Source organism: Carnimonas nigrificans ATCC BAA-78, from assembly GCF_000526695.1.
GTDB lineage: Bacteria > Pseudomonadota > Gammaproteobacteria > Pseudomonadales > Halomonadaceae > Carnimonas > Carnimonas nigrificans.
On record NZ_JAGO01000010.1, the window covers coordinates 491,703 to 509,303 of the forward strand.

General features: G+C 52.6%; 15 protein-coding genes and 1 riboswitch. Of the genes, 4 read left to right on the forward strand and 11 right to left on the reverse strand.

Annotation, left to right across the window (positions count from 1 at the left end):
- Positions 1-34: 34 nt before the first annotated feature.
- Positions 35-553 carry a 6,7-dimethyl-8-ribityllumazine synthase gene (locus L881_RS0103485; protein ID WP_025732329.1) on the reverse strand — a complete coding sequence of 173 codons (519 nt, stop codon included), beginning with the start codon at positions 551-553 and terminating at the stop codon, positions 35-37.
- A gap of 83 nt (positions 554-636) precedes the next feature.
- Positions 637-791: riboswitch (FMN riboswitch) on the reverse strand.
- Between the two features lie 378 nt (positions 792-1,169).
- Between L881_RS0103485 and L881_RS0103490 the strand changes: the two genes are divergently transcribed.
- Positions 1,170-1,436, forward strand: a complete 267-nt coding sequence (locus L881_RS0103490; RefSeq protein ID WP_025732330.1) for a hypothetical protein — start codon at positions 1,170-1,172, stop codon at positions 1,434-1,436.
- A 207-nt stretch (positions 1,437-1,643) separates the two neighbouring features.
- Here the strand turns inward: L881_RS0103490 and L881_RS0103495 are convergent, their stop codons facing one another.
- Entirely contained in the window at positions 1,644-2,816 is a 1,173-nt protein-coding gene (locus L881_RS0103495) for a hydroxymethylglutaryl-CoA synthase (RefSeq protein ID WP_025732332.1), read from the reverse strand.
- A complete protein-coding gene (locus tag L881_RS0103500) occupies positions 2,813-3,898 on the reverse strand; it encodes a hydroxymethylglutaryl-CoA reductase (protein WP_025732334.1) in 1,086 nt (361 codons plus the stop codon). The genes L881_RS0103495 and L881_RS0103500 overlap by 4 nt, the downstream gene beginning before the upstream one ends.
- Before the next feature lie 443 nt (positions 3,899-4,341).
- Here L881_RS0103500 and L881_RS0103505 point away from each other — a divergent pair, with 443 nt between their 5' ends.
- The gene (locus L881_RS0103505; RefSeq protein ID WP_025732335.1) at positions 4,342-4,650 is read left to right on the forward strand and encodes a DUF485 domain-containing protein; all 309 of its coding nucleotides are present in this window, start codon (positions 4,342-4,344) and stop codon (positions 4,648-4,650) included.
- Positions 4,647-6,302, forward strand: a complete 1,656-nt coding sequence (locus tag L881_RS0103510) for a cation acetate symporter (RefSeq protein WP_025732336.1) — start codon at positions 4,647-4,649, stop codon at positions 6,300-6,302. Before L881_RS0103505 ends, L881_RS0103510 begins: the two co-directional genes overlap by 4 nt.
- Before the next feature lie 343 nt (positions 6,303-6,645).
- Here the strand turns inward: L881_RS0103510 and L881_RS0103515 are convergent, their stop codons facing one another.
- The 7 genes from L881_RS0103515 to L881_RS0103545 all read right to left on the reverse strand — a co-directional run bounded on the left by L881_RS0103515 (position 6,646) and on the right by L881_RS0103545 (position 14,498).
- A complete protein-coding gene (locus tag L881_RS0103515; RefSeq protein ID WP_025732337.1) occupies positions 6,646-8,073 on the reverse strand; it encodes a sugar porter family MFS transporter in 1,428 nt (475 codons plus the stop codon).
- 113 nt (positions 8,074-8,186) lie between these two features.
- Positions 8,187-8,918, reverse strand: coding sequence for an SDR family oxidoreductase (locus tag L881_RS0103520; RefSeq protein ID WP_025732338.1), 732 nt, complete (start codon positions 8,916-8,918; stop codon positions 8,187-8,189).
- A gap of 49 nt (positions 8,919-8,967) precedes the next feature.
- Positions 8,968-10,224, reverse strand: a complete 1,257-nt coding sequence (locus tag L881_RS0103525) for a D-tagatose-bisphosphate aldolase, class II, non-catalytic subunit (RefSeq protein ID WP_025732340.1) — start codon at positions 10,222-10,224, stop codon at positions 8,968-8,970.
- A 34-nt stretch (positions 10,225-10,258) separates the two neighbouring features.
- Positions 10,259-11,206 (reverse strand): sugar kinase, encoded by a 948-nt coding sequence (locus L881_RS0103530; protein WP_025732341.1) that lies wholly within the window; start codon positions 11,204-11,206, stop codon positions 10,259-10,261.
- Positions 11,207-11,220: 14 nt separating this feature from the next.
- Complete coding sequence (locus tag L881_RS13350) at positions 11,221-12,057, reverse strand: DeoR family transcriptional regulator (RefSeq protein WP_211238879.1); 837 nt, start codon at positions 12,055-12,057, stop codon at positions 11,221-11,223.
- Positions 12,058-12,111: 54 nt separating this feature from the next.
- Positions 12,112-13,446: a sugar porter family MFS transporter gene (locus L881_RS0103540; protein ID WP_025732343.1), complete on the reverse strand. Its 1,335-nt coding sequence runs from the start codon at positions 13,444-13,446 to the stop codon at positions 12,112-12,114.
- A 251-nt stretch (positions 13,447-13,697) separates the two neighbouring features.
- Positions 13,698-14,498: a helix-turn-helix transcriptional regulator gene (locus L881_RS0103545; protein ID WP_025732344.1), complete on the reverse strand. Its 801-nt coding sequence runs from the start codon at positions 14,496-14,498 to the stop codon at positions 13,698-13,700.
- Positions 14,499-14,597: 99 nt separating this feature from the next.
- On the opposite strand from L881_RS0103545, the gene L881_RS0103550 reads away from it, so the two are divergent.
- Entirely contained in the window at positions 14,598-16,061 is a 1,464-nt protein-coding gene (locus L881_RS0103550) for an MFS transporter (RefSeq protein WP_025732345.1), read from the forward strand.
- 134 nt (positions 16,062-16,195) lie between these two features.
- Here the strand turns inward: L881_RS0103550 and L881_RS0103555 are convergent, their stop codons facing one another.
- Positions 16,196-17,587, reverse strand: a complete 1,392-nt coding sequence (locus L881_RS0103555; RefSeq protein WP_025732346.1) for an L-cystine transporter — start codon at positions 17,585-17,587, stop codon at positions 16,196-16,198.
- Between the last annotated feature and the right edge of the window lie 14 nt (positions 17,588-17,601).

Consider the following 17,601-nt stretch of genomic DNA (forward strand, 5'->3'; position numbering starts at 1 on the left):
TATGATGGGAGCGCCCAGCTAAAACCGTAGGGCATCACGCGTTAACGCGCTGCTCCAGCATGGCGTGAGTAGCGACTATACCGATGCATGCCTGGGCAGCCTCTTCGCCTTTTTTGATGAAATGCTCGCGGAAGAACTGGGTGTGTTCAGCGGTTTCATGGAAATGATGCGGCGTCAGTACCACGGAGAGCACCGGCACGCCGCTCTCCATGCCGGTTTGCATTAACGCTTTGATAACCGCATCGGCAACAAAATCGTGGCGGTAAATACCACCGTCGACCACGAAACCTGCCGCTACCACGGCAGCATATTTACCGCTGGCCGCCAGCTTTTTGGCAAGCAGCGGAATTTCAAAGGCGCCCGCTACGTCAAAGCGGTCAACGTGAGTGGCATCGCAGCCCTGACGCTGATACTCCTGCATAAAGCCAACCCGTGCGTTATCAACGATATCGGCGTGCCAGCCCGCCTGGATAAACGCAACTCGCGCGCCAGCGCCGGGGGCAGTTTCATGGGTATAACCGGGAGTAGCAGGTGTTTCGATAGACTGATTCATGGTGTCCTCGATAATAGATTAGCAACCAGAATCAGGGCAAAAATGGATGGCGAGGCCGCAAACCGTGCGGACATTGGATCGACATCTATTCTCTTTCATCCGGACTATTACCGTCGGCTTCGGCCTCTCACCGAATCTGCTGACCCTGCCGTGGCAGGCGCTCGCGGGCTCAAGCAGCGCCGTGTGGCGAACCGCTTATACCGCCGGTGGGGAATTACACCCCGCCCTGAGAACAATGTCGCTTGGAAGGCGACGGCACTACTATCGCGCTGGAAGCGTTATAACGCAACCATCGGTTAAGAACATCTCGGCATATCGTATTCGATGAAAATGTGAATACCCCGCCAGTGCCCTAGACCCCATCTGCCTCGCGCCGGTTGCGACATGTTGCTCAAAACGCCCCTGCCCCTCATGAAACGACGCGGCTTTCTGGCAACACTCTGCTACTGAAAGGCACCCAATAGAACAGTTGGCAATGCGCTTTCACAGGTGTAAAGTAACCCAATATCAGATGCGAATAATTCTTATAGTCGTGTAATGACGAGCATCATTTAGCCTACGCGCCTGTAAGAATCGACTTTTTCAGGCATGTGTCGAAGATATTCGGGTAAATGTCATGTTGAAACTGGTGAAAGTAGATCGAAAGCGGCTCCCCGAGAGCAGAGGCGACTTGATCTTCCTGTCGGAGTGCTTTTATATCGCGCGCATGAAGCGATACGGCAAGGAGTGGGCGCTACGCATGTATCAGGACCACTACGGCCTGGCTGCGAATGCCGCTGACACTCAGCTAGCCCTCGACGATCACTTCCTGACCAACCGCGCCCCCTCCTATCGCACCTGGGGGCGGTTCAATGTAAGCCCTTATCGCTTGCAGGAACCTTGATCGCCAGTTAGCCGGTATAGAACCGGGATAGAAAACGCAGCGCCCTGACGGATACCTCGTCAGGGCGCTTTTATTGCGCCAATCCAACATTCCACGCCAAAACACCACGCCCCCGCTATGCAGAGAGCGCAAAAAATAACCCCGCTCTATTCAAAGAACGGGGCACTGGTGCTCGTCTTGCTCACGAGAGAAAGGCTCGCAGGGGTATCACTCTTCTTTGCGGTATAGACGGCGGTGGCCTTCCATGCCGCAGAAGTGGAAGCCGCTGGTGCGGTGCTGTTCGACTTCAAGATCACCGGAGGCATCAGAGCGCGGCGCGTCGAAAAAGCGTTCGTAGGTGGGCACGTCGAGAAGTTCACGCCCTTCTATCTGCTCGCGATGATAGTCGTGGTGCAGATAATCACGATAGCCCGGCAGTACCTTGCCGCTGAAATATTCAGCCACACAGCCGGAGCCGTAGCTATAGAAGCCAATGCGCTTGCCGGCGATATCGTCACTATTGCGCTCAAGCACCGCACACAGGCCGATAAAGAGCGTTGCCGTGTAGCTGTTGCCCAGCTCGCGGCCATAATCCAGCGAGCCGCCCAACTGCTGCTCGATCTGTTCCTTGCCGATACGCCCCTTGCCAGCCAATGCAGCAAGGCTCTGGTGCGCCTTTTCAACCAGCTTGGGCACCGGCGTGTGATAACAGAAGAAGTCGATATCATCGAAGCCAACGCCAGAACGCTCGCTATACTGCCCCCATACTTCTTCGAGCATTTGTAGATAAAGGCGTGAAGAGTACTTGCCTTCAACAAAGGCGGTGTCCGAATAGTTGGGGCGCCAGAAGTCGAGGACATTATCCGTGGCAACACCATACTCCGGCTCGAATTCGAGCACGCGCGGCTGCATCGACAGCACCATGGCTACCGCTGCACAGCCCTGCGACGGCTCGCCGGGCTTGCCAAGCCCATAGCGGGCGATATCGGAGGCGATTACCAGCACTTTCTTGTCGGGGTGCGCCTGTAAAAACGGCAGCGCAAGCTGGAGCGAAAAGGTGCCCGCATAGCAAGCCTGCTTCAGCTCCATCACGCGGCAGCGGCGTGGCAGCCCCAGCAGCCCATGTACGAAGGTGCTCGCAGCCTTGGACTGGTCAATACCGGATTCCGTGCCAAGCAGCACCATTTCGATCTGGTCACGATCAATGCCTTGCAGCGCCTGTTCAGCCGCAGAAGCAGCCAGCGTGACCGTATCTTCATCGGGCGGCGCTACCGACATGACGTTGATGCCCAGCCCCACTGCATACTTGCGCGGATCTATGCCGCGCGCTTCAGCCAGCGCCGACAGCTCAAGAGCATAGCGCGACGTCGCAAAGGCGATGCCTTCAATGCCTGGATTCATTGCTCATTATCCTTACTGTTGTGCGCGCTCTTGTTAACGGCTGACCGTTCCAGAGAGACGTGGCTCTGCATCAGCTCACCGGGCACCGACTGCGCCGCCAGCAGGGACAGCTCGCCGCACAGAACACAGGCAGCCGCGCCCACTGCCAGACGCCGCGCATTGCTGCCAGGTGTGGCGTCGCGATCGGTACAGCCCAGCGCTTCAAGATTACGCTGCACAAAATCAAGCCCTTTACCATTTCCAACCGACCCTACCACCAGGTTGGGGAGCGTAACCGAAAAATAGAGATCATCACCGCGCATTTCGGTATGCACCATGCCCTGCGAGCCTTCCACAATATTGGCCGCATCCTGCCCCGTCGCAAGGTAGTAGCCCAGCAGCATATTGGCGAAGTGCGCGTTGGCGGTGCGCACGCCGCCCGAGATAATACTGCCGATCAGATTCTTTTTGATGCTGAGCTGAACGATCTTCTCAGGCTCTGCCTTGAGCACCCGGCGTACCGTGCTGCGCGGCAGCAGCACATCGGCAACGACATACTTGCCGCGCCCCAGAATACCGTTGACAGCCGAGTTCTTCTTGTCGGTACAGAAATTGCCGGAAATGGTGACATAACCAAGGTCAGAATGGCGCTCAAGCAGCCACTTCATCAGACCTTCAGCCGCCAGCGTAGCCATGTTGTGACCGGAAGCATCACCAGTCTGGAATTCAAAGCGCAGGTAGACCAGCGTACCCACTACCTGCGTATGAAAGTCGAGCAGCCTGGCGAAGCGACTCGTTTTGCCCACTTCTTCTTCAAGCTGCTGACGATAACCGGGCAGCGCCTGCACAAAGCGCTGCGCCGTGACGATGTTATCCGCTTCAAACAGCACCGAGCGCGTCATGCGATCATCCATGACCACCGCATTAATGCCGCCCGCTTTATTACACGCCAGCGCCCCGCGATGGGTGGAATGCCACAGCGGCGTTTCGTAAGTTGCCATCGGTAAAGGCAGCTGAGCGTTGACCTCTGTGCCATTGATTTTTACCGGCCCCACTGCACGCATGGGAATCGCGGCATAGTCGTCACTTTCCTGCCAACGCATAAGTGTTACTCACCTGCTGAGTTTAGCGTCGAGCGCGGTAGGCTGCGCCCCACAAATCATCGTTTAAAGTTGACCATTTTAGGCGTCCCAAGGGTATCAATGCCAGTAAAGGAAGAGAAAGAGCACCACGATGTCAGCCTTGATCGCCTTCGCGACGTACATGTTGTGCCGTCAGGTAGCCCCGTCTACCAACGCTTTCCTGCTCGCCATCGTCAGCACATTCCTGTCGCCATGTTTGTAGCGCCAATTATAAGAGCGGCGGTACTGGACCACCTTTCTGCATCGGTTAAGCGTCATTTTTACCTAATAAAACCATAATCTTATGAGTAAAATAATTTTACTCCGTCATGAAGAAAAGGTTGCCGAGACTAAAGTCTGTCTAGGCGAATGTCAGGAACGCTATACAGTGTGATGCATGACTGACATGAGGAGGGTCATTAATAATGAAAAACTCTTATTCACAAATATTAGACGATCCTCGCTTTCAGGAGCTGGTATCCAAGCGAAATCGTTTGTCCTGGACACTTTCCGCTTTAATACTCATTGTATATCTCGCTTTTATTTTTCTCATCGCATTTGCTCCGCAGGTACTTGGTACGCGCATTAGTGCTGATTCCGTTATTACATGGGGCATCCCTATTGGTGTGGGGCTGATTCTGTTTGCCTTTATACTCACTGGCATTTATGTACGGCGTGCCAATGGGGAGTTCGACAGGCTAACCAAGGCTATTCTGGATGAGGTACAACAATGAAATCAAAACTCCTGACCCTCCTCGTACTTTTGGCGCCTTCTTCTACGCTATGGGCAGAAGCACTGACCGGTGAAGTAGAAAGGCAACCCTTGAATATATCCGCCATTACCATGTTCCTGATTTTTGTTTTGGCGACGTTAGGCATTACTTATTGGGCATCAAAACAAAGCAAGTCAACATCGGACTACTATTCTGCGGGCGGTCGTATTACCGGCTTCCAGAATGGCGTCGCCATTGCCGGTGATTTCATGTCCGCGGCCTCTTTCCTCGGCATTGCCGCCCTCGTCTTCACTACCGGCTATGATGGATTGATCTATTCCATCGGATTCCTGGTCGGCTGGCCTATCATTCTGTTTCTGATTGCTGAGCGTCTGCGTAATCTGGGGCGTTATACTTTTGCAGATGTAGCCTCCTATCGCCTCAAGCAAATACCGATTCGCACTTTATCTGCCTGTGGCTCCCTGGTGGTTGTCGCGTTCTATCTGATCGCCCAGATGGTTGGTGCAGGCAAGCTGATCGAGCTGCTGTTTGGTCTCAACTATCATGTCGCTGTTGTACTGGTTGGTGTATTGATGGTGCTTTACGTACTGTTTGGCGGCATGCTCGCGACCACCTGGGTGCAGATCACCAAAGCGATTCTGCTACTTTTCGGCGCCTCATTCATGGCATTAATGGTACTCAAGTACGTTAACTTCGATATAGGGCAATTATTCAAGCAAGCGGTCGATGTACACGCCAAAGGCGATGCCATCATGAGCCCCGGCGGTTTGGTGTCTGACCCAATCTCGGCTATCTCTCTGGGCCTGGCGCTCATGTTCGGCACTGCTGGCCTGCCCCATATTCTGATGCGTTTCTTCACCGTAGGCGATGCGAAGGAAGCCCGCAAAAGCGTGTTCTACGCCACAGGGCTGATCGGCTACTTCTATATCCTGACGTTTATTATCGGTTTTGGCGCCATTCTTATGGTCGGTACGAACCCTGCGTTCAAGGATGCTAGCGGCGCGCTGATTGGCGGTGCCAACATGGCCGCTGTCCACCTTTCAGATGCTATTGGTGGCAGTCTGTTCCTCGGCTTTATGTCGGCAGTATCCTTTGCCACTATTCTGGCCGTGGTCTCAGGTCTGGCGTTGGCAGGCGCATCCGCCGTCTCTCATGACCTCTATGCCAACGTAATCAAGAAAGGCAAAGTCACCGAAAAAAGCGAGCTACGTGTCTCCAAGGTCACTGTGGTCGTTCTGGGTATCCTGGCGATTCTACTGGGCATTGCCTTCGAGAATCAGAACGTGGCCTTCATGGTGGCTCTGGCCTTCACCGTAGCAGCAAGCTGTAACTTCCCGATTCTTATCCTTAGCATGTACTGGAAAAACCTGACCACTCGCGGCGCGACTGTTGGCGGTTGGCTGGGGCTTGTCAGTGCCGTGGTCATGATGATCCTTGGCCCGACCATTTGGGTATCGGTACTCGGCCATGAGCACGCGATCTTCCCATATGAATATCCAGCGTTGTTCTCCATTGTGATCGCTTTTGCCAGCATTATCGTGGTCTCGAAACTGGATAATTCGCCAGCGGCTGAAGAGGAACGAGCCCGCTTCCTGCCACAGTTTGTGCGCTCTCAGACAGGACTTGGCGCAAGTGGCGCAGTATCTCACTAAAGGGATTGGCAGGAAGGTTAATACCGAAAGTCCCTCTATAAGCTAGTAAAAATCCTCCGGCAACAACGCCGGAGGATTTTTTTGGTTGTTTATTTCGACCAGCACCTCCCATACGGCACAAGAGAGCATTGGTATTCTCATTACTTTTTACAGTGCCAAGGGAGGATAATGCAGAGCAGCTAAATAGATCGAAATACCGAGCTTCCGCATACTTCCAGCATTCCTCACCATTTCACAGCCCCGCATAGGTTATGGATGTTCACAAAGCGCTGAGTACATCATTAATACTTATCACTGAAGGCGACACCATCGCCGTTATCGTGATTGATTAAAGGCAGACGTATTATTTCACTGCCTCCCTTCTCCTGGGGCTAAAGTTATTATTCCGCAGGTCATCCTCAATCGACTCAAGGCTTTTGCCCTTCGTCTCAGGCACCATAAAGAACACAAACAGGAAGCCAATAATATTGAGCACTGCGTAGAACCACATGGCACCGCCGATGGTGAGCCAATGCACCAGCGTTAAGGCTGTACCAGTAAGTATCAGATTAGAGCCCCACAATACTGCGGCATGCAGGCTGGCGGCCTTCTCTCTAATGGCTACAGGATAGAGTTCGGACCCTATCAACCAGCCGATCACCTGGATACCTCCCGCATTGAAGACCATGAAAGCAAAGAGGCAGGCCACTATAATCCAGGAATTATTCGGATTATCGCCGCCAAATAGCCATATTCCGCCCAAGATAATCAGGGATACGGCTGCCCATGGCATCATGATAAGCGTTAGTTTTCTGCGCCCTACGCGATCAACAAGCAGCTTTCCTATAATCGTCATGACCAGGAAAATAACGGCAACGCCCAATGCCGAATAGAGCGCCGCGGTGTGGCTGAATCCCGCATCGGAGAGAAAGGTGGGCGTATAGTAAATCATCATTTCAAGCCCGGATAACTGAGTAAATGCGGCAACTCCTAACCCCGCAATCAACGCGGGCCTGACATAAGGCTTACGCAGTTCCCCCCACCCAGCGCGCTGTGATTTGGACGCTTCTCTGCGTACCTTTTCGATTGACCAAAGTTCGCGCACAACCTCACTGTCTGACTCGCGCATCATGCCCAGCACCTTGCGCGCTTCATTGATACGCTTTTGCCCTACCAGCCAGCGCGGACTTTCCGGCAGCTTCAGCATGCCCAGTGTCAGAATAACGGCAGGAACGGCGGCTACGGAGATCATGGTACGCCAACTCCAGTAATGCTGGAGAAAGGCCCCTACCAACCCTGCGGCAAGTATTCCTGTACAGATGGAGATATTGAAATAGGTCACAAGACGGCCACGTTTATGTGCAGGAGCAAGCTCCGCTATATAAACCGGCACAATCTGTGATGATCCTCCTACCGCACATCCTAATAATAATCGTGACATGCCCAGCCAGAAGGCAGTTTCAGACAGGCTACAGCAGATTACTCCAACGATATACAGAACCGCTATAGACATGATGGTATAGCGTCTGCCTATGATTTCAGCTAACTTTCCTCCTCCCAATGCGCCAAGCACCGCACCAAACAAAATGGCACTGGTCACCAATTCCTGAGCATTATGAGAGAGATCAAACTCTTGCGTTATCTGAAGTAAAGCACCCGAAATAATGCCAGTATCATATCCATATAGAAATCCTGCTATGACCGTTATTATCACGGTACTTAACAAATAAATATTAGGATGAAGAGCATTTGCGGTAGGTGTTTTATCAGGGGTGGGCCTGTATTTATTCATAAGAGGTATCTATCCTCTGGCCGCATTACCAGCGGTATAGGCAGCGCAGACCAAAAAGGGGAATTTTCTGACCAGTTCAGGTATAGGGGGATGGCCCCCTATACCTGTCTCGCTTATAACCGATCAAAACTGGTAGGAAGAATCAGCATATCGCGAATGGTGACATTCTTGTCTCGCGTGAGAATGTACTCAATCGCATCCGAAATTTCCGAGGCATCTAGCAGGCTACCGGCTTCCTTGGCTTTCCGAAGATTCTCCTCCGGCCAATCGGCAAGCAGCGCGGAAATAACAGGCCCTGGGGAAACCTGAGCCACACGAATGCCATCAGGTATAAGCTGACGCCGCATGGTCTGAACAAAACAATTAACGGCCCATTTGGAAGATGAATAAACAGGCTCCCAGTCAACGGGGAAATGGGCGGCCATTGAACAAGTAACGACAATATCTCCCCCGCCATGTTGCTTCATATGAGGTGCTACGGCGTGGATATTTTTCATCACCACATTGATATTCAGGTTGAGCATCCGGTCGATTGACTGGGGTGTCGTCTCCGACAGATCTCCCCCGATATAAACACCTGCGTTGCAGTGGAAAATATCAATCTTTTCCACTTTCTCAAGAATAGTGGGAACCAGCTTCTCGCACTGCTCAGGGTCCAATAAATCTACTGCAACGGGGATAGCCTTGCCTGGAAGCTCACTTACCAACCGCTCCAATGCCTCTTCGTTACTATCGACCATCACGACAGTAACCCCATTATTTAAAAGCATTTTGGTCGTGGCTAACCCAATACCGGAAGCAGCGCCGGTGACAGCAGCAGTTTTGCCATTAAGATTCTGTGCCATGATACACTCCTTGATTAATCAACTATATTTGCCATATACAGGCAACCGGTTATCTCGCCTGACAACCGAACTGATAACTTTCCAAAACCTGGTAGACCTTATCCAACAAATAATGTACAGGGTCGGTGGCTTCTCCCATGCGAGAAAACTCTTTACCCAAATACTGGGTAAGCAGCGGCACGGGAATTTTCACACCAGATAAATTATTGATTAAGCATTCAACGGATTGTTGAATAGCAGCATTATTCCAATAATAGCGAATGCGGTCTGAGTAACTGTAGGCTCGCAGATAGGCCAGCCGCTCTTCATCCCCTTGGTAATAAGAGCGCCAGTTATCCGGCTGTTCGAGCATTTGCCCTTCAATAACCTCTCTGAGATTGGAGCGCTTATTAGCAGGAATTAATTCCTGCTCGATGGCAGCCAGTGCAAAAAGCCCTTCTCTGAGCGCAAAGGTTAATGCAGGCCCTACTTTCAATATGGAGAAATGATCGTTCACCAGCGCCCGATATGCAGATGCCGGCTGATAATCGCTGGAATGCGCCTCAAACACGAACCCAGGATAATCGTTTAGGGATGCCAGCAATGCTTGCGCTTGAGAGGGGTCATACTCCATCACCTCACTGTCAGAGAAATCGACGCCTGGCTGAACCACCACGGCAATAACCCGCTCCATGGCGTGTTCCAGTCCATCCTTTGAAAAGGCGGCCCGATGGGTATCAATCGTTTCCTTTAACCTTGCCGGACGGGTGATTTCAATGCCATCCAGCCCTTCCGTTTCTCCGCCGGGAACCGGCACTTCTGTGCCAATAATGTAAACCGGCTTATTCTTCCTATCCTGAGTGGCGAGTTCCGCAGCACGGCATAGGCGGGATGCACGCTGTGCAACAACGTCGGCAGGAAGCGGAATGCTATCCCCACCCAGCGGCATGGAAGCGTCCAGGTGAAGCTTGGTGAAGCCTGCCTGCGCGTATACCGTCACCATCTCTTCAGCCAGGCCCATTGCTTCCTCGGCAGGCTTGTCCCGCCACGGATTGGGGCCGAGGTGGTCGCCGCCAAGCCAGATACGCTCAACGGGAAACCCAACTTTATGGGCAATGGCATGAACAAATTCCCGAAAATCAGCGGGAAGCATGCCGGTATAACCACCGTTCTGATTAACCTGATTGGAAGTTGCCTCTATCAGGACAATACGTTCACTCTTCAGATCAAAACGCAGGGCGGCTTCAATTACCCAAGGATGAGCGGAGCAGATCGAGCAAATACCATGCTCCCCGTTTACCAAAAAGTCAGAAAGTGCGTGTGCCATAATTCCTCCCTATAAGCGATGTTGATAACAACTGTTAAACGGCACCCTGCTGTTCAACAAATGCCTCTAGTTCCTGAAAACGAGAAGTACCCTCCATGGGGCCGGATTGTTGAACCGCGAATGCCCCCGCTGCATTGGCATATACCAGTGATTTTTCTACGGGGAGTCCTGCCGCACGCAAACCGAGGTAAGTCGCCCCAAAACAATCCCCCGCACCGGTTGGGTCTATCTCGGCTACCGAAAATCCAGGGGTAAATAACGCAGTTCCATCACGCTGATAGAACTGGCTTCCTCGTGCGCCCAATTTAATAATGATCTCTTCGACACCACCCTCGAATAACTCTTTTACGGCCTGCTCTTCATTATTATGTCCGACCAGTAATTCCAGCTCTCCTTCACTGGGAATGACAATATCGGATAGCTCAAGGATATAAACGAGGGCTTCCCGCATTTCCGGAATCGCCAGCATCTCTTTACGAATATTGGGATCAAATGAGATCTTCCCGCCTTGCGCTTTTACTATATTGATAGCCTTTTGCGTGGCTTCGATCAGCTTGAATGAAAACAGGGAACTTCCCATGACGTGAAATACCGAACATCCCTTCAAGGAAGCCTCAGTAACCTGTTCAGGTGTGATCTTGCTAGAAGCGGAATTGGTCAGGTTATAAATAAAGTTGCGGCTTCCGTCATCCTGATAGGAGACAAAGGCACTCCCTGTGGTTTCATTCGGCAGCACACGAATATGGCGCGTATCAACACCGTCATCGTTCAAGCGGTTGAGGTTCAGACGGCCAAAGTCATCCTCACCAATACATCCGATAATGCCCCCCGAACCGCCCAGTTTGGCGACCTGATCAATAAAGATAGCCGGTGCCCCGCTCGGAAAGGGGCCACGAATAACGCCTGGCGTGTCGAATCGCTGATTCTTTTGATCGGCTAGAAATTCAACCAGAATTTCACCCAATGTCATGATGGTAGGCATATAGAAACTCCCGATTAAGAAACCAAATGTATAGCGCCGGGTATATCTGCGACGATTTGAAAATGTCCCTGTGTCAGTGACTCGATAATAGTCGGGGGGCAATCGTTTAATAGAATCAGCTCATCAAAACACGCTAATGTCGCCATGGTGTTAAGTGTTAATGACTGACAGGCCACCAACCCACAGGTTTGTTTTGCCAGACCTCGTAATAAAGAAGCTGTCTGTTCCTGCTCTCTCTTTACCGTGGCGCCATCCAGCAAGATAAAGGCGCGCGAGGTGTCCTGCAGTGATCCTTCGGCACCCACCTGTGATGAGGGCGAAACAAGCCGAGTGGCTGGGTTGTAGTCGCCTCCCAACAGGGAAAGAGTGATATTTTCATAAAGCTCAGTAAGGCGTATAAGCGCTGGCGCGTTACTTACCAGGCGCACATGTTTGGTGCCTTCCAGAAACATGGCCATGTGATAGGCAAGACGCTCACCCCAGATAAAAATTCGATCATCATCCGGCACTAATGAAGCGCCGTGATATGCGAGCATTATTTCTCTTGGATAGCCGCCTCGGCCCTTATGAGATGCCATGGGTGAATGGGCATCATCTACCGAAATAGCCCCTCCAAACGAGCGGATCAGCTCCCCCTGCTCTTCCAGATAATTCAGGTCACTGCGAACAGTCACAACGGTGACATCCAGCCACTCGGCCAAGGCATCCACCTTGACCTCTCCTTCCTGGCGAACCCGCTCGGCAATTCTGAGCCGCCTTTTCAATGCATTGGTTTGCGTCTGAGGCATATCTCTCACTACCTTAAAAATAAATCTGATCGCTAACGCCCATGGACCGATATAAAACGGCACGCTTCGCTCATAAAATTCGCTTCAACTTCACTTGAAACTCGCTTGAAATTATTTCTATTTATCGCCAATCAGCTTGCGCTGAATCTGGTCAAGGGAGAGTCCTTTGGTTTCCGGCATCACGAAAAGAGCGAACAGCAGTGCCAGCACCATCATGGCAGCGAAGAACAAAAAGACGGGGCCACCGCCAAAACTTCCCAGTGCCCAGGGCATGGCAAGGGTAATGATGGCAGCGCAGATCCAATGGGTTGCCGTACCGATGGCCTGCCCTTTGGCGCGATATTGATCGGGGAATATTTCCGACATGAACACCCAGATAACGGCCCCTTGCCCGATACCATGCGCGGCAATAAACAGGAACATGTAGAAAGACATCCAGGCGATATTCATTTCGCCGGTTAAAAACGCATATCCCAGCAAAAGGAGCGACACTATATATCCTAGGGTGCCCACTATAATCAGCGTGCGACGGCCAACCAGATCTATGAGCGCCATGCCAATGCCGGTAAATATAAACATGGCCAATCCCACACTGACGGACGCCAGCAACGCTGAATGAGCGCCGAATCCTGCCGATTCCAAAATACGGGGCGCGTAGAACACAACAAAATTCACGCCGGAAAACTGATTAAAAAAGGCGATCACAACGACCAACAGAATGGGAAAACGGTAGGTAGAAAAGAAACCGGCCTTTGCCTTGCTGTGTGAAGCGTGAACATTGTGTTCAATCGCAGCCATCTGCTGACGGGTATCACTACCAGGGTTAATAAGCGCTAACGTTTTTTCTGCCAGCGAACGGTCGCCCTTGATCGTCAGTAGCCATCTTGGACTTTCGGGCACCAGGAGTAACAGGCCCAGGAAAATGGCCGCTGGCACCGCATTGATCGACAGCATGATTCGCCACGCATTGGGGGAATGAACCAGGCTACCGACCAGATAGTTGGAAACAAAGGCCAGGAGAATGCCAAAGCCAATATTGAGCTGGAAAATGGTGCCCAGCATCCCCCGCTTTCCAGAAGGTGCAATTTCACTAATGTAGGTAGGAGCCGCAATGGAGGAAGCACCAATTGCCAAACCACCCAGCACGCGCATAAACGCAAAGGCGTAAGGAGAGCTCACCAAAGCACTGCCAATGGAGGAGAGCAAAAATACCCAGCCAATGAGAATCAGCGCCCGCTTCCGCCCCAGGTGATCTGTAGGCCAGTGCCCAAACATGGCGCCTACCACCGTTCCCCATAGAGCTGACGACATGATAAACACGCCCTGCTGGAAATCGGTTAAGGCCCACTGCTGTTGAATCAGCTTATCGACACCTGATATCACCGCGGTATCGAAGCCGAACAACAATCCTGCCATGGCAGCAGTAAACGACCACAAGAACATCCGCCCCATTGACTCACCCTGCCAAAAATTTACTCAACGAAAGTTTTGGCAGGATATCCAAGGCAGTTTAGGGTTTCACTTCTACATTTCGTTAATAAACCAAAGTATCAGATACCGGATTTTGGGAGGAGCGAGAGGTAAAAATCCGCCATAAAGTTTTCAAACGAAAGTTTTATACCAGCGGGGCCATGCCTTATAGCACACCTCCTGCACCGAAGTGAGTTGCTGCTCGAACCGTTCGAGCAATCGCGACGACTCCCCTATCCTTGGGCAGCCTCATCTTGCTGTTGGGCATAAACGACCAGACGCAAGTGCCGGTCTTCATCAACGATCAGTGAAGTATGTTCAAACGCGACAGGCTCGCTGTCGATCAGCAATCGGCGTACACCGTTACAGGGGGCATGAACATCGTGCTGCCGCCACCACCGGTTGAATTCGGGTGACACCTTCTCCAGCTCATCGACCAGGGCGTGAATGCCAGCATCTTGTCTGGCGCGCGTGAAGTCACGTCGGAAGCTGGATAGCATCAAGGGCGCCTGTTCCTCCCAGGCTGCCAGGCGCTCATGAAGGATGGGGCTGGTGAATAACAGCCATAGAAGGTTGCGCCTCGCCGGCACATGCTGACTGAAATGGAAAATATCATCAGCGGCTTGATTAAAGCCCAGCACGTCCCAGCGCAGGTTGAGCACAAAGGCAGGGTGTGGAAGATCGTGCATCAGACGACGCACCAGCGGAGGGAGCACACACCATGTAGTGCCCGGCTCAGAGGGTGGGCGCTCGTGGGCGAGCATGAAGAGATGGCGGCGCTCGATGGCATCCAGTTTGAGTACTCGCGCCAGATTATCCAGAAAAGTAGTCGATACCCCTATATCGCGCCCTTGCTCCAGCCATGTGTACCAGGTCAAGCCTACTCCCGCCAGAGCTGCCACTTCCTCGCGTCTCAACCCCGGCGTGCGGCGGCGAGTACCGCTTGGCAGCCCCACATCGGCGGGTGAAAGCCGTTCACGATGTGTTCGCAGAAACGCCGCCAGGTCGGGGCGAGTACGTTCCAGTGTTCTCATTTAACCATTCATTGCTTTTAGTAATAGCATAAATGGTTAAATTGTAATCGTTTAATAATGGTTTGAGAATTGCCCAACATCTTCTTGCAGGCAATTACCATGAACTCAAATCACCGCTGTACGATGGGAGAAGTACCTACGCCATCGAATCCCTCTGCGACTTGTAAAATACCCAGACTGGGGCTGTGCGCTCTGCTGTTGGCGGGGTTCATCACCATGTTCGACCTGTTTGTCGTCAATGTGGCTATCCCTAGTATTCAAACCGGGTTAGGCGCCAGTTTTGCCCAGATTGGTTTTATTCTGACGGGGTATCAGCTCTCTTTCGGCGCCCTTCTTATTACGGGTGGACGGCTGGGTGATCTGTTCGGGCGTCGCCGGTTATTTATCATGGGAATGGCTGGTTTTACATTCATCTCGGCATTATGCGGATTAGCGCCAGACACGGAGTCTCTAATAGGAGCACGCGTGTTTCAGGGGGCTACAGCAGCCCTGTTATTTCCACAAATTTACGCATCCATCCGCGTTAACAATGAGGGGGATAGCCGACGTCGTATTTTTGGATTGCTGGGTATGACCCTTGGGCTGGCAGCCATCGCAGGACAGGTGCTTGGCGGATGGCTGGTACATGCAGATGTATTTGGTTTGAGCTGGCGTAGCATCTTTCTTATTAATATTCCTATTGGCATCGTCGCTATTCTCGCGGCGCGTTATATCCCTGAATCTATATCACCCCAGCGTTCTCAACTGGACTGGTCAGGCGTTGCTCTGATCAGTATTGGATTGGCTTTGTTACTTATTCCATTAATGGAAGGAGCTGAACAAGGTTGGCCGGCATGGAGCCAATGGTCTCTGGGCGGAGCCGTGGCGGTGTTGCTGTGGTTCTATCGCCAGCAGGAACGCCAGCGACATTCCGGCAGAGAGCCGTTAGTGGATATGCAGCTGATGGCTCAAAAGCGCTTTGCGTTAGGCGCGCTGTTGGTGTTACTGATCTACTCGACGTCCAGCTCGTTCTTTCTCTGCTTTGCCTTGCTGGTACAGACCGGACTCGGGCTGGATGCCTTTGCGGCCGGCAGTATCTTTGCCCCATGTAGCGCAGGATTTGTATTGGCATCACTGGTCGCACCGCGCTTAATGGCTCGGTGGGGAATATATGCCATTGTCACTGGCGCTCTGATATACGCACTCGCTATCGCGATGCTGATTATGCAGGTGTGGATGGTAGATATAGCACTTAAACCTGCCATGTTGATTCCGGTACTTATCGTGGTGGGCGCGGGGCAAGGCGCTATCATGACGCCGCTATTGAATCTGGTACTGGGATTTGTTGATGCGGATAAATCCGGCATGGCCTCCGGTGTTATATCAACCGTGCAGCAAATTGGAGCTGCACTTGGGGTCGCAATCGTTGGCATTCTCTTTAACGCTACTCTCTCGGGAACTGCTGCCACCTCGCAGATCGCTCAATATTCGTCGGCTTTTGTAGCAGGCATGCTCTACAATCTGGGAGCTGCCGTGCTGGCCTGTGTGCTACTGTTTTTCCTGGCAAAAGTGAATGAAGAGTGAATTATCCACCGCTACCTGACCACGATATAAAGGCCATATCTATCTGCTAAATAATAATCCCCCGGGAATTATTTCACCAGGGGATTAAAATCTACTCAAATACGTCGATCCAAAAGAGTCGCGCTCAGAAGGCTCTACTGCTGCGCCAGTTCGTCGTCATCACTGCTTTTCAGACGCTCTTTATCGGTTTGCTTGAGCCATTGGCTGGTCGCCATACCGGCAGTCATTGAGCCGTTGATATTGAGCATGGTGCGGCCCATGTCGATCAGCGGTTCGATGGAGATCAGCAGTGCCACCAGCGTAACCGGCATGCCCATGGTGGGCAGCACGATCAGTGCAGCGAAGGTTGCGCCGCCACCGACGCCAGCTACGCCTGCCGAGCTGATCATCACAATGACCGCCAGCGACAGTACAAAGCCGGGATCAAGCGGGTTAATGCCCATGGTCGGTGCGATCATGGTGGCCAGCATGGCGGGGTAAAGCCCGGCACAGCCGTTTTGCCCGATAGTGGCACCAAAGGACGATGCGAAGGAAGCAATCGACTCGGGAATGCCCAGACGCTGCGTTTGCGCTTCAATGCTGAGCGGAATGGACGCTGCACTGGAACGACTGGCAAAGCCGAAGGCGAGCACCGGCCATACCTTGCGGAAAAAGGCCATGGGGCTAACGCCGACCAGCAGCAGTACCAGCGCGTGAACGACAAACATGATTGCCAGGCCGATATAGGATGCCACCACGAAGGTGCCAAGATTGATGATTTCACGCACGTTGGAGCCAGCAACCACAATGGTCATCAGCGCCAGCACCCCATAGGGGGTAAGCTGCATCACCACGCGCACCAGCTTCATGATCCACGCCTGGGCAGTATCAATGGTGACGACGACGCGCTGACCTTTTTCTGCATCATCGTGTACCAGCTTGATGGCGGCGATTCCCAGCAGCACCGCAAAAATCACCACGCTGATAATCGAGGTCGGGCTGGCGCCGGTCAGGGCCGCAAAGGGGTTGGATGGCAGGAACGACAGCACCCACTGCGGCACCGTCAGGTCACTCACCTTGCCTACATAGCTGCTTTGCAGCGCATCGAGACGAGCATTTTCAGCCGCGCCCTGGGTCAGCCCCTCTGCACTCAGCCCAAACAGGTGGGTAATAAAAATACCTACCAGCGCCGCAATAAAGGTGGTCACCAGCAGGGTGCCGATAGTCAGAATGCTGATCTTGCCCAGTTGCGAGGCATTATGCAGGCGCACCATGGCACTCAGGATCGAGACCAGCACCAGCGGCATCACGATCATTTGCAGCAGCTTGATGTAACCGCTGCCCACAATGCTGAACCACTCAACCGAATCCGCCAGCACTGCGTTGCCCGAACCGTACACTAGCTGTAGCCCCAGCCCGAACAGCACCCCCACCACCAGCGCGGTAAGGGTTTTTCTGGCAAGACTCCAGCCACTCGGCAGCAAACGCGCGAGCGCCAGCAGCAAAATGGCAAAAATCACCACATTGGATATCAAAGGAATATTCATCAATTTCAACTTCT

Coding starts and splice junctions, on each gene's coding strand:
- L881_RS0103485 (WP_025732329.1), bottom strand. CDS start 553: ATGAATCAGTCTATCGAAACACCTGCTACTCCCGGTTATACCCATGAA.
- L881_RS0103490 (WP_025732330.1), top strand. CDS start 1,170: ATGTTGAAACTGGTGAAAGTAGATCGAAAGCGGCTCCCCGAGAGCAGA.
- L881_RS0103495 (WP_025732332.1), bottom strand. CDS start 2,816: ATGAATCCAGGCATTGAAGGCATCGCCTTTGCGACGTCGCGCTATGCT.
- L881_RS0103500 (WP_025732334.1), bottom strand. CDS start 3,898: ATGCGTTGGCAGGAAAGTGACGACTATGCCGCGATTCCCATGCGTGCA.
- L881_RS0103505 (WP_025732335.1), top strand. CDS start 4,342: ATGAAAAACTCTTATTCACAAATATTAGACGATCCTCGCTTTCAGGAG.
- L881_RS0103510 (WP_025732336.1), top strand. CDS start 4,647: ATGAAATCAAAACTCCTGACCCTCCTCGTACTTTTGGCGCCTTCTTCT.
- L881_RS0103515 (WP_025732337.1), bottom strand. CDS start 8,073: ATGAATAAATACAGGCCCACCCCTGATAAAACACCTACCGCAAATGCT.
- L881_RS0103520 (WP_025732338.1), bottom strand. CDS start 8,918: ATGGCACAGAATCTTAATGGCAAAACTGCTGCTGTCACCGGCGCTGCT.
- L881_RS0103525 (WP_025732340.1), bottom strand. CDS start 10,224: ATGGCACACGCACTTTCTGACTTTTTGGTAAACGGGGAGCATGGTATT.
- L881_RS0103530 (WP_025732341.1), bottom strand. CDS start 11,206: ATGCCTACCATCATGACATTGGGTGAAATTCTGGTTGAATTTCTAGCC.
- L881_RS0103540 (WP_025732343.1), bottom strand. CDS start 13,446: ATGGGGCGGATGTTCTTGTGGTCGTTTACTGCTGCCATGGCAGGATTG.
- L881_RS0103545 (WP_025732344.1), bottom strand. CDS start 14,498: ATGAGAACACTGGAACGTACTCGCCCCGACCTGGCGGCGTTTCTGCGA.
- L881_RS0103550 (WP_025732345.1), top strand. CDS start 14,598: ATGAACTCAAATCACCGCTGTACGATGGGAGAAGTACCTACGCCATCG.
- L881_RS0103555 (WP_025732346.1), bottom strand. CDS start 17,587: ATGAATATTCCTTTGATATCCAATGTGGTGATTTTTGCCATTTTGCTG.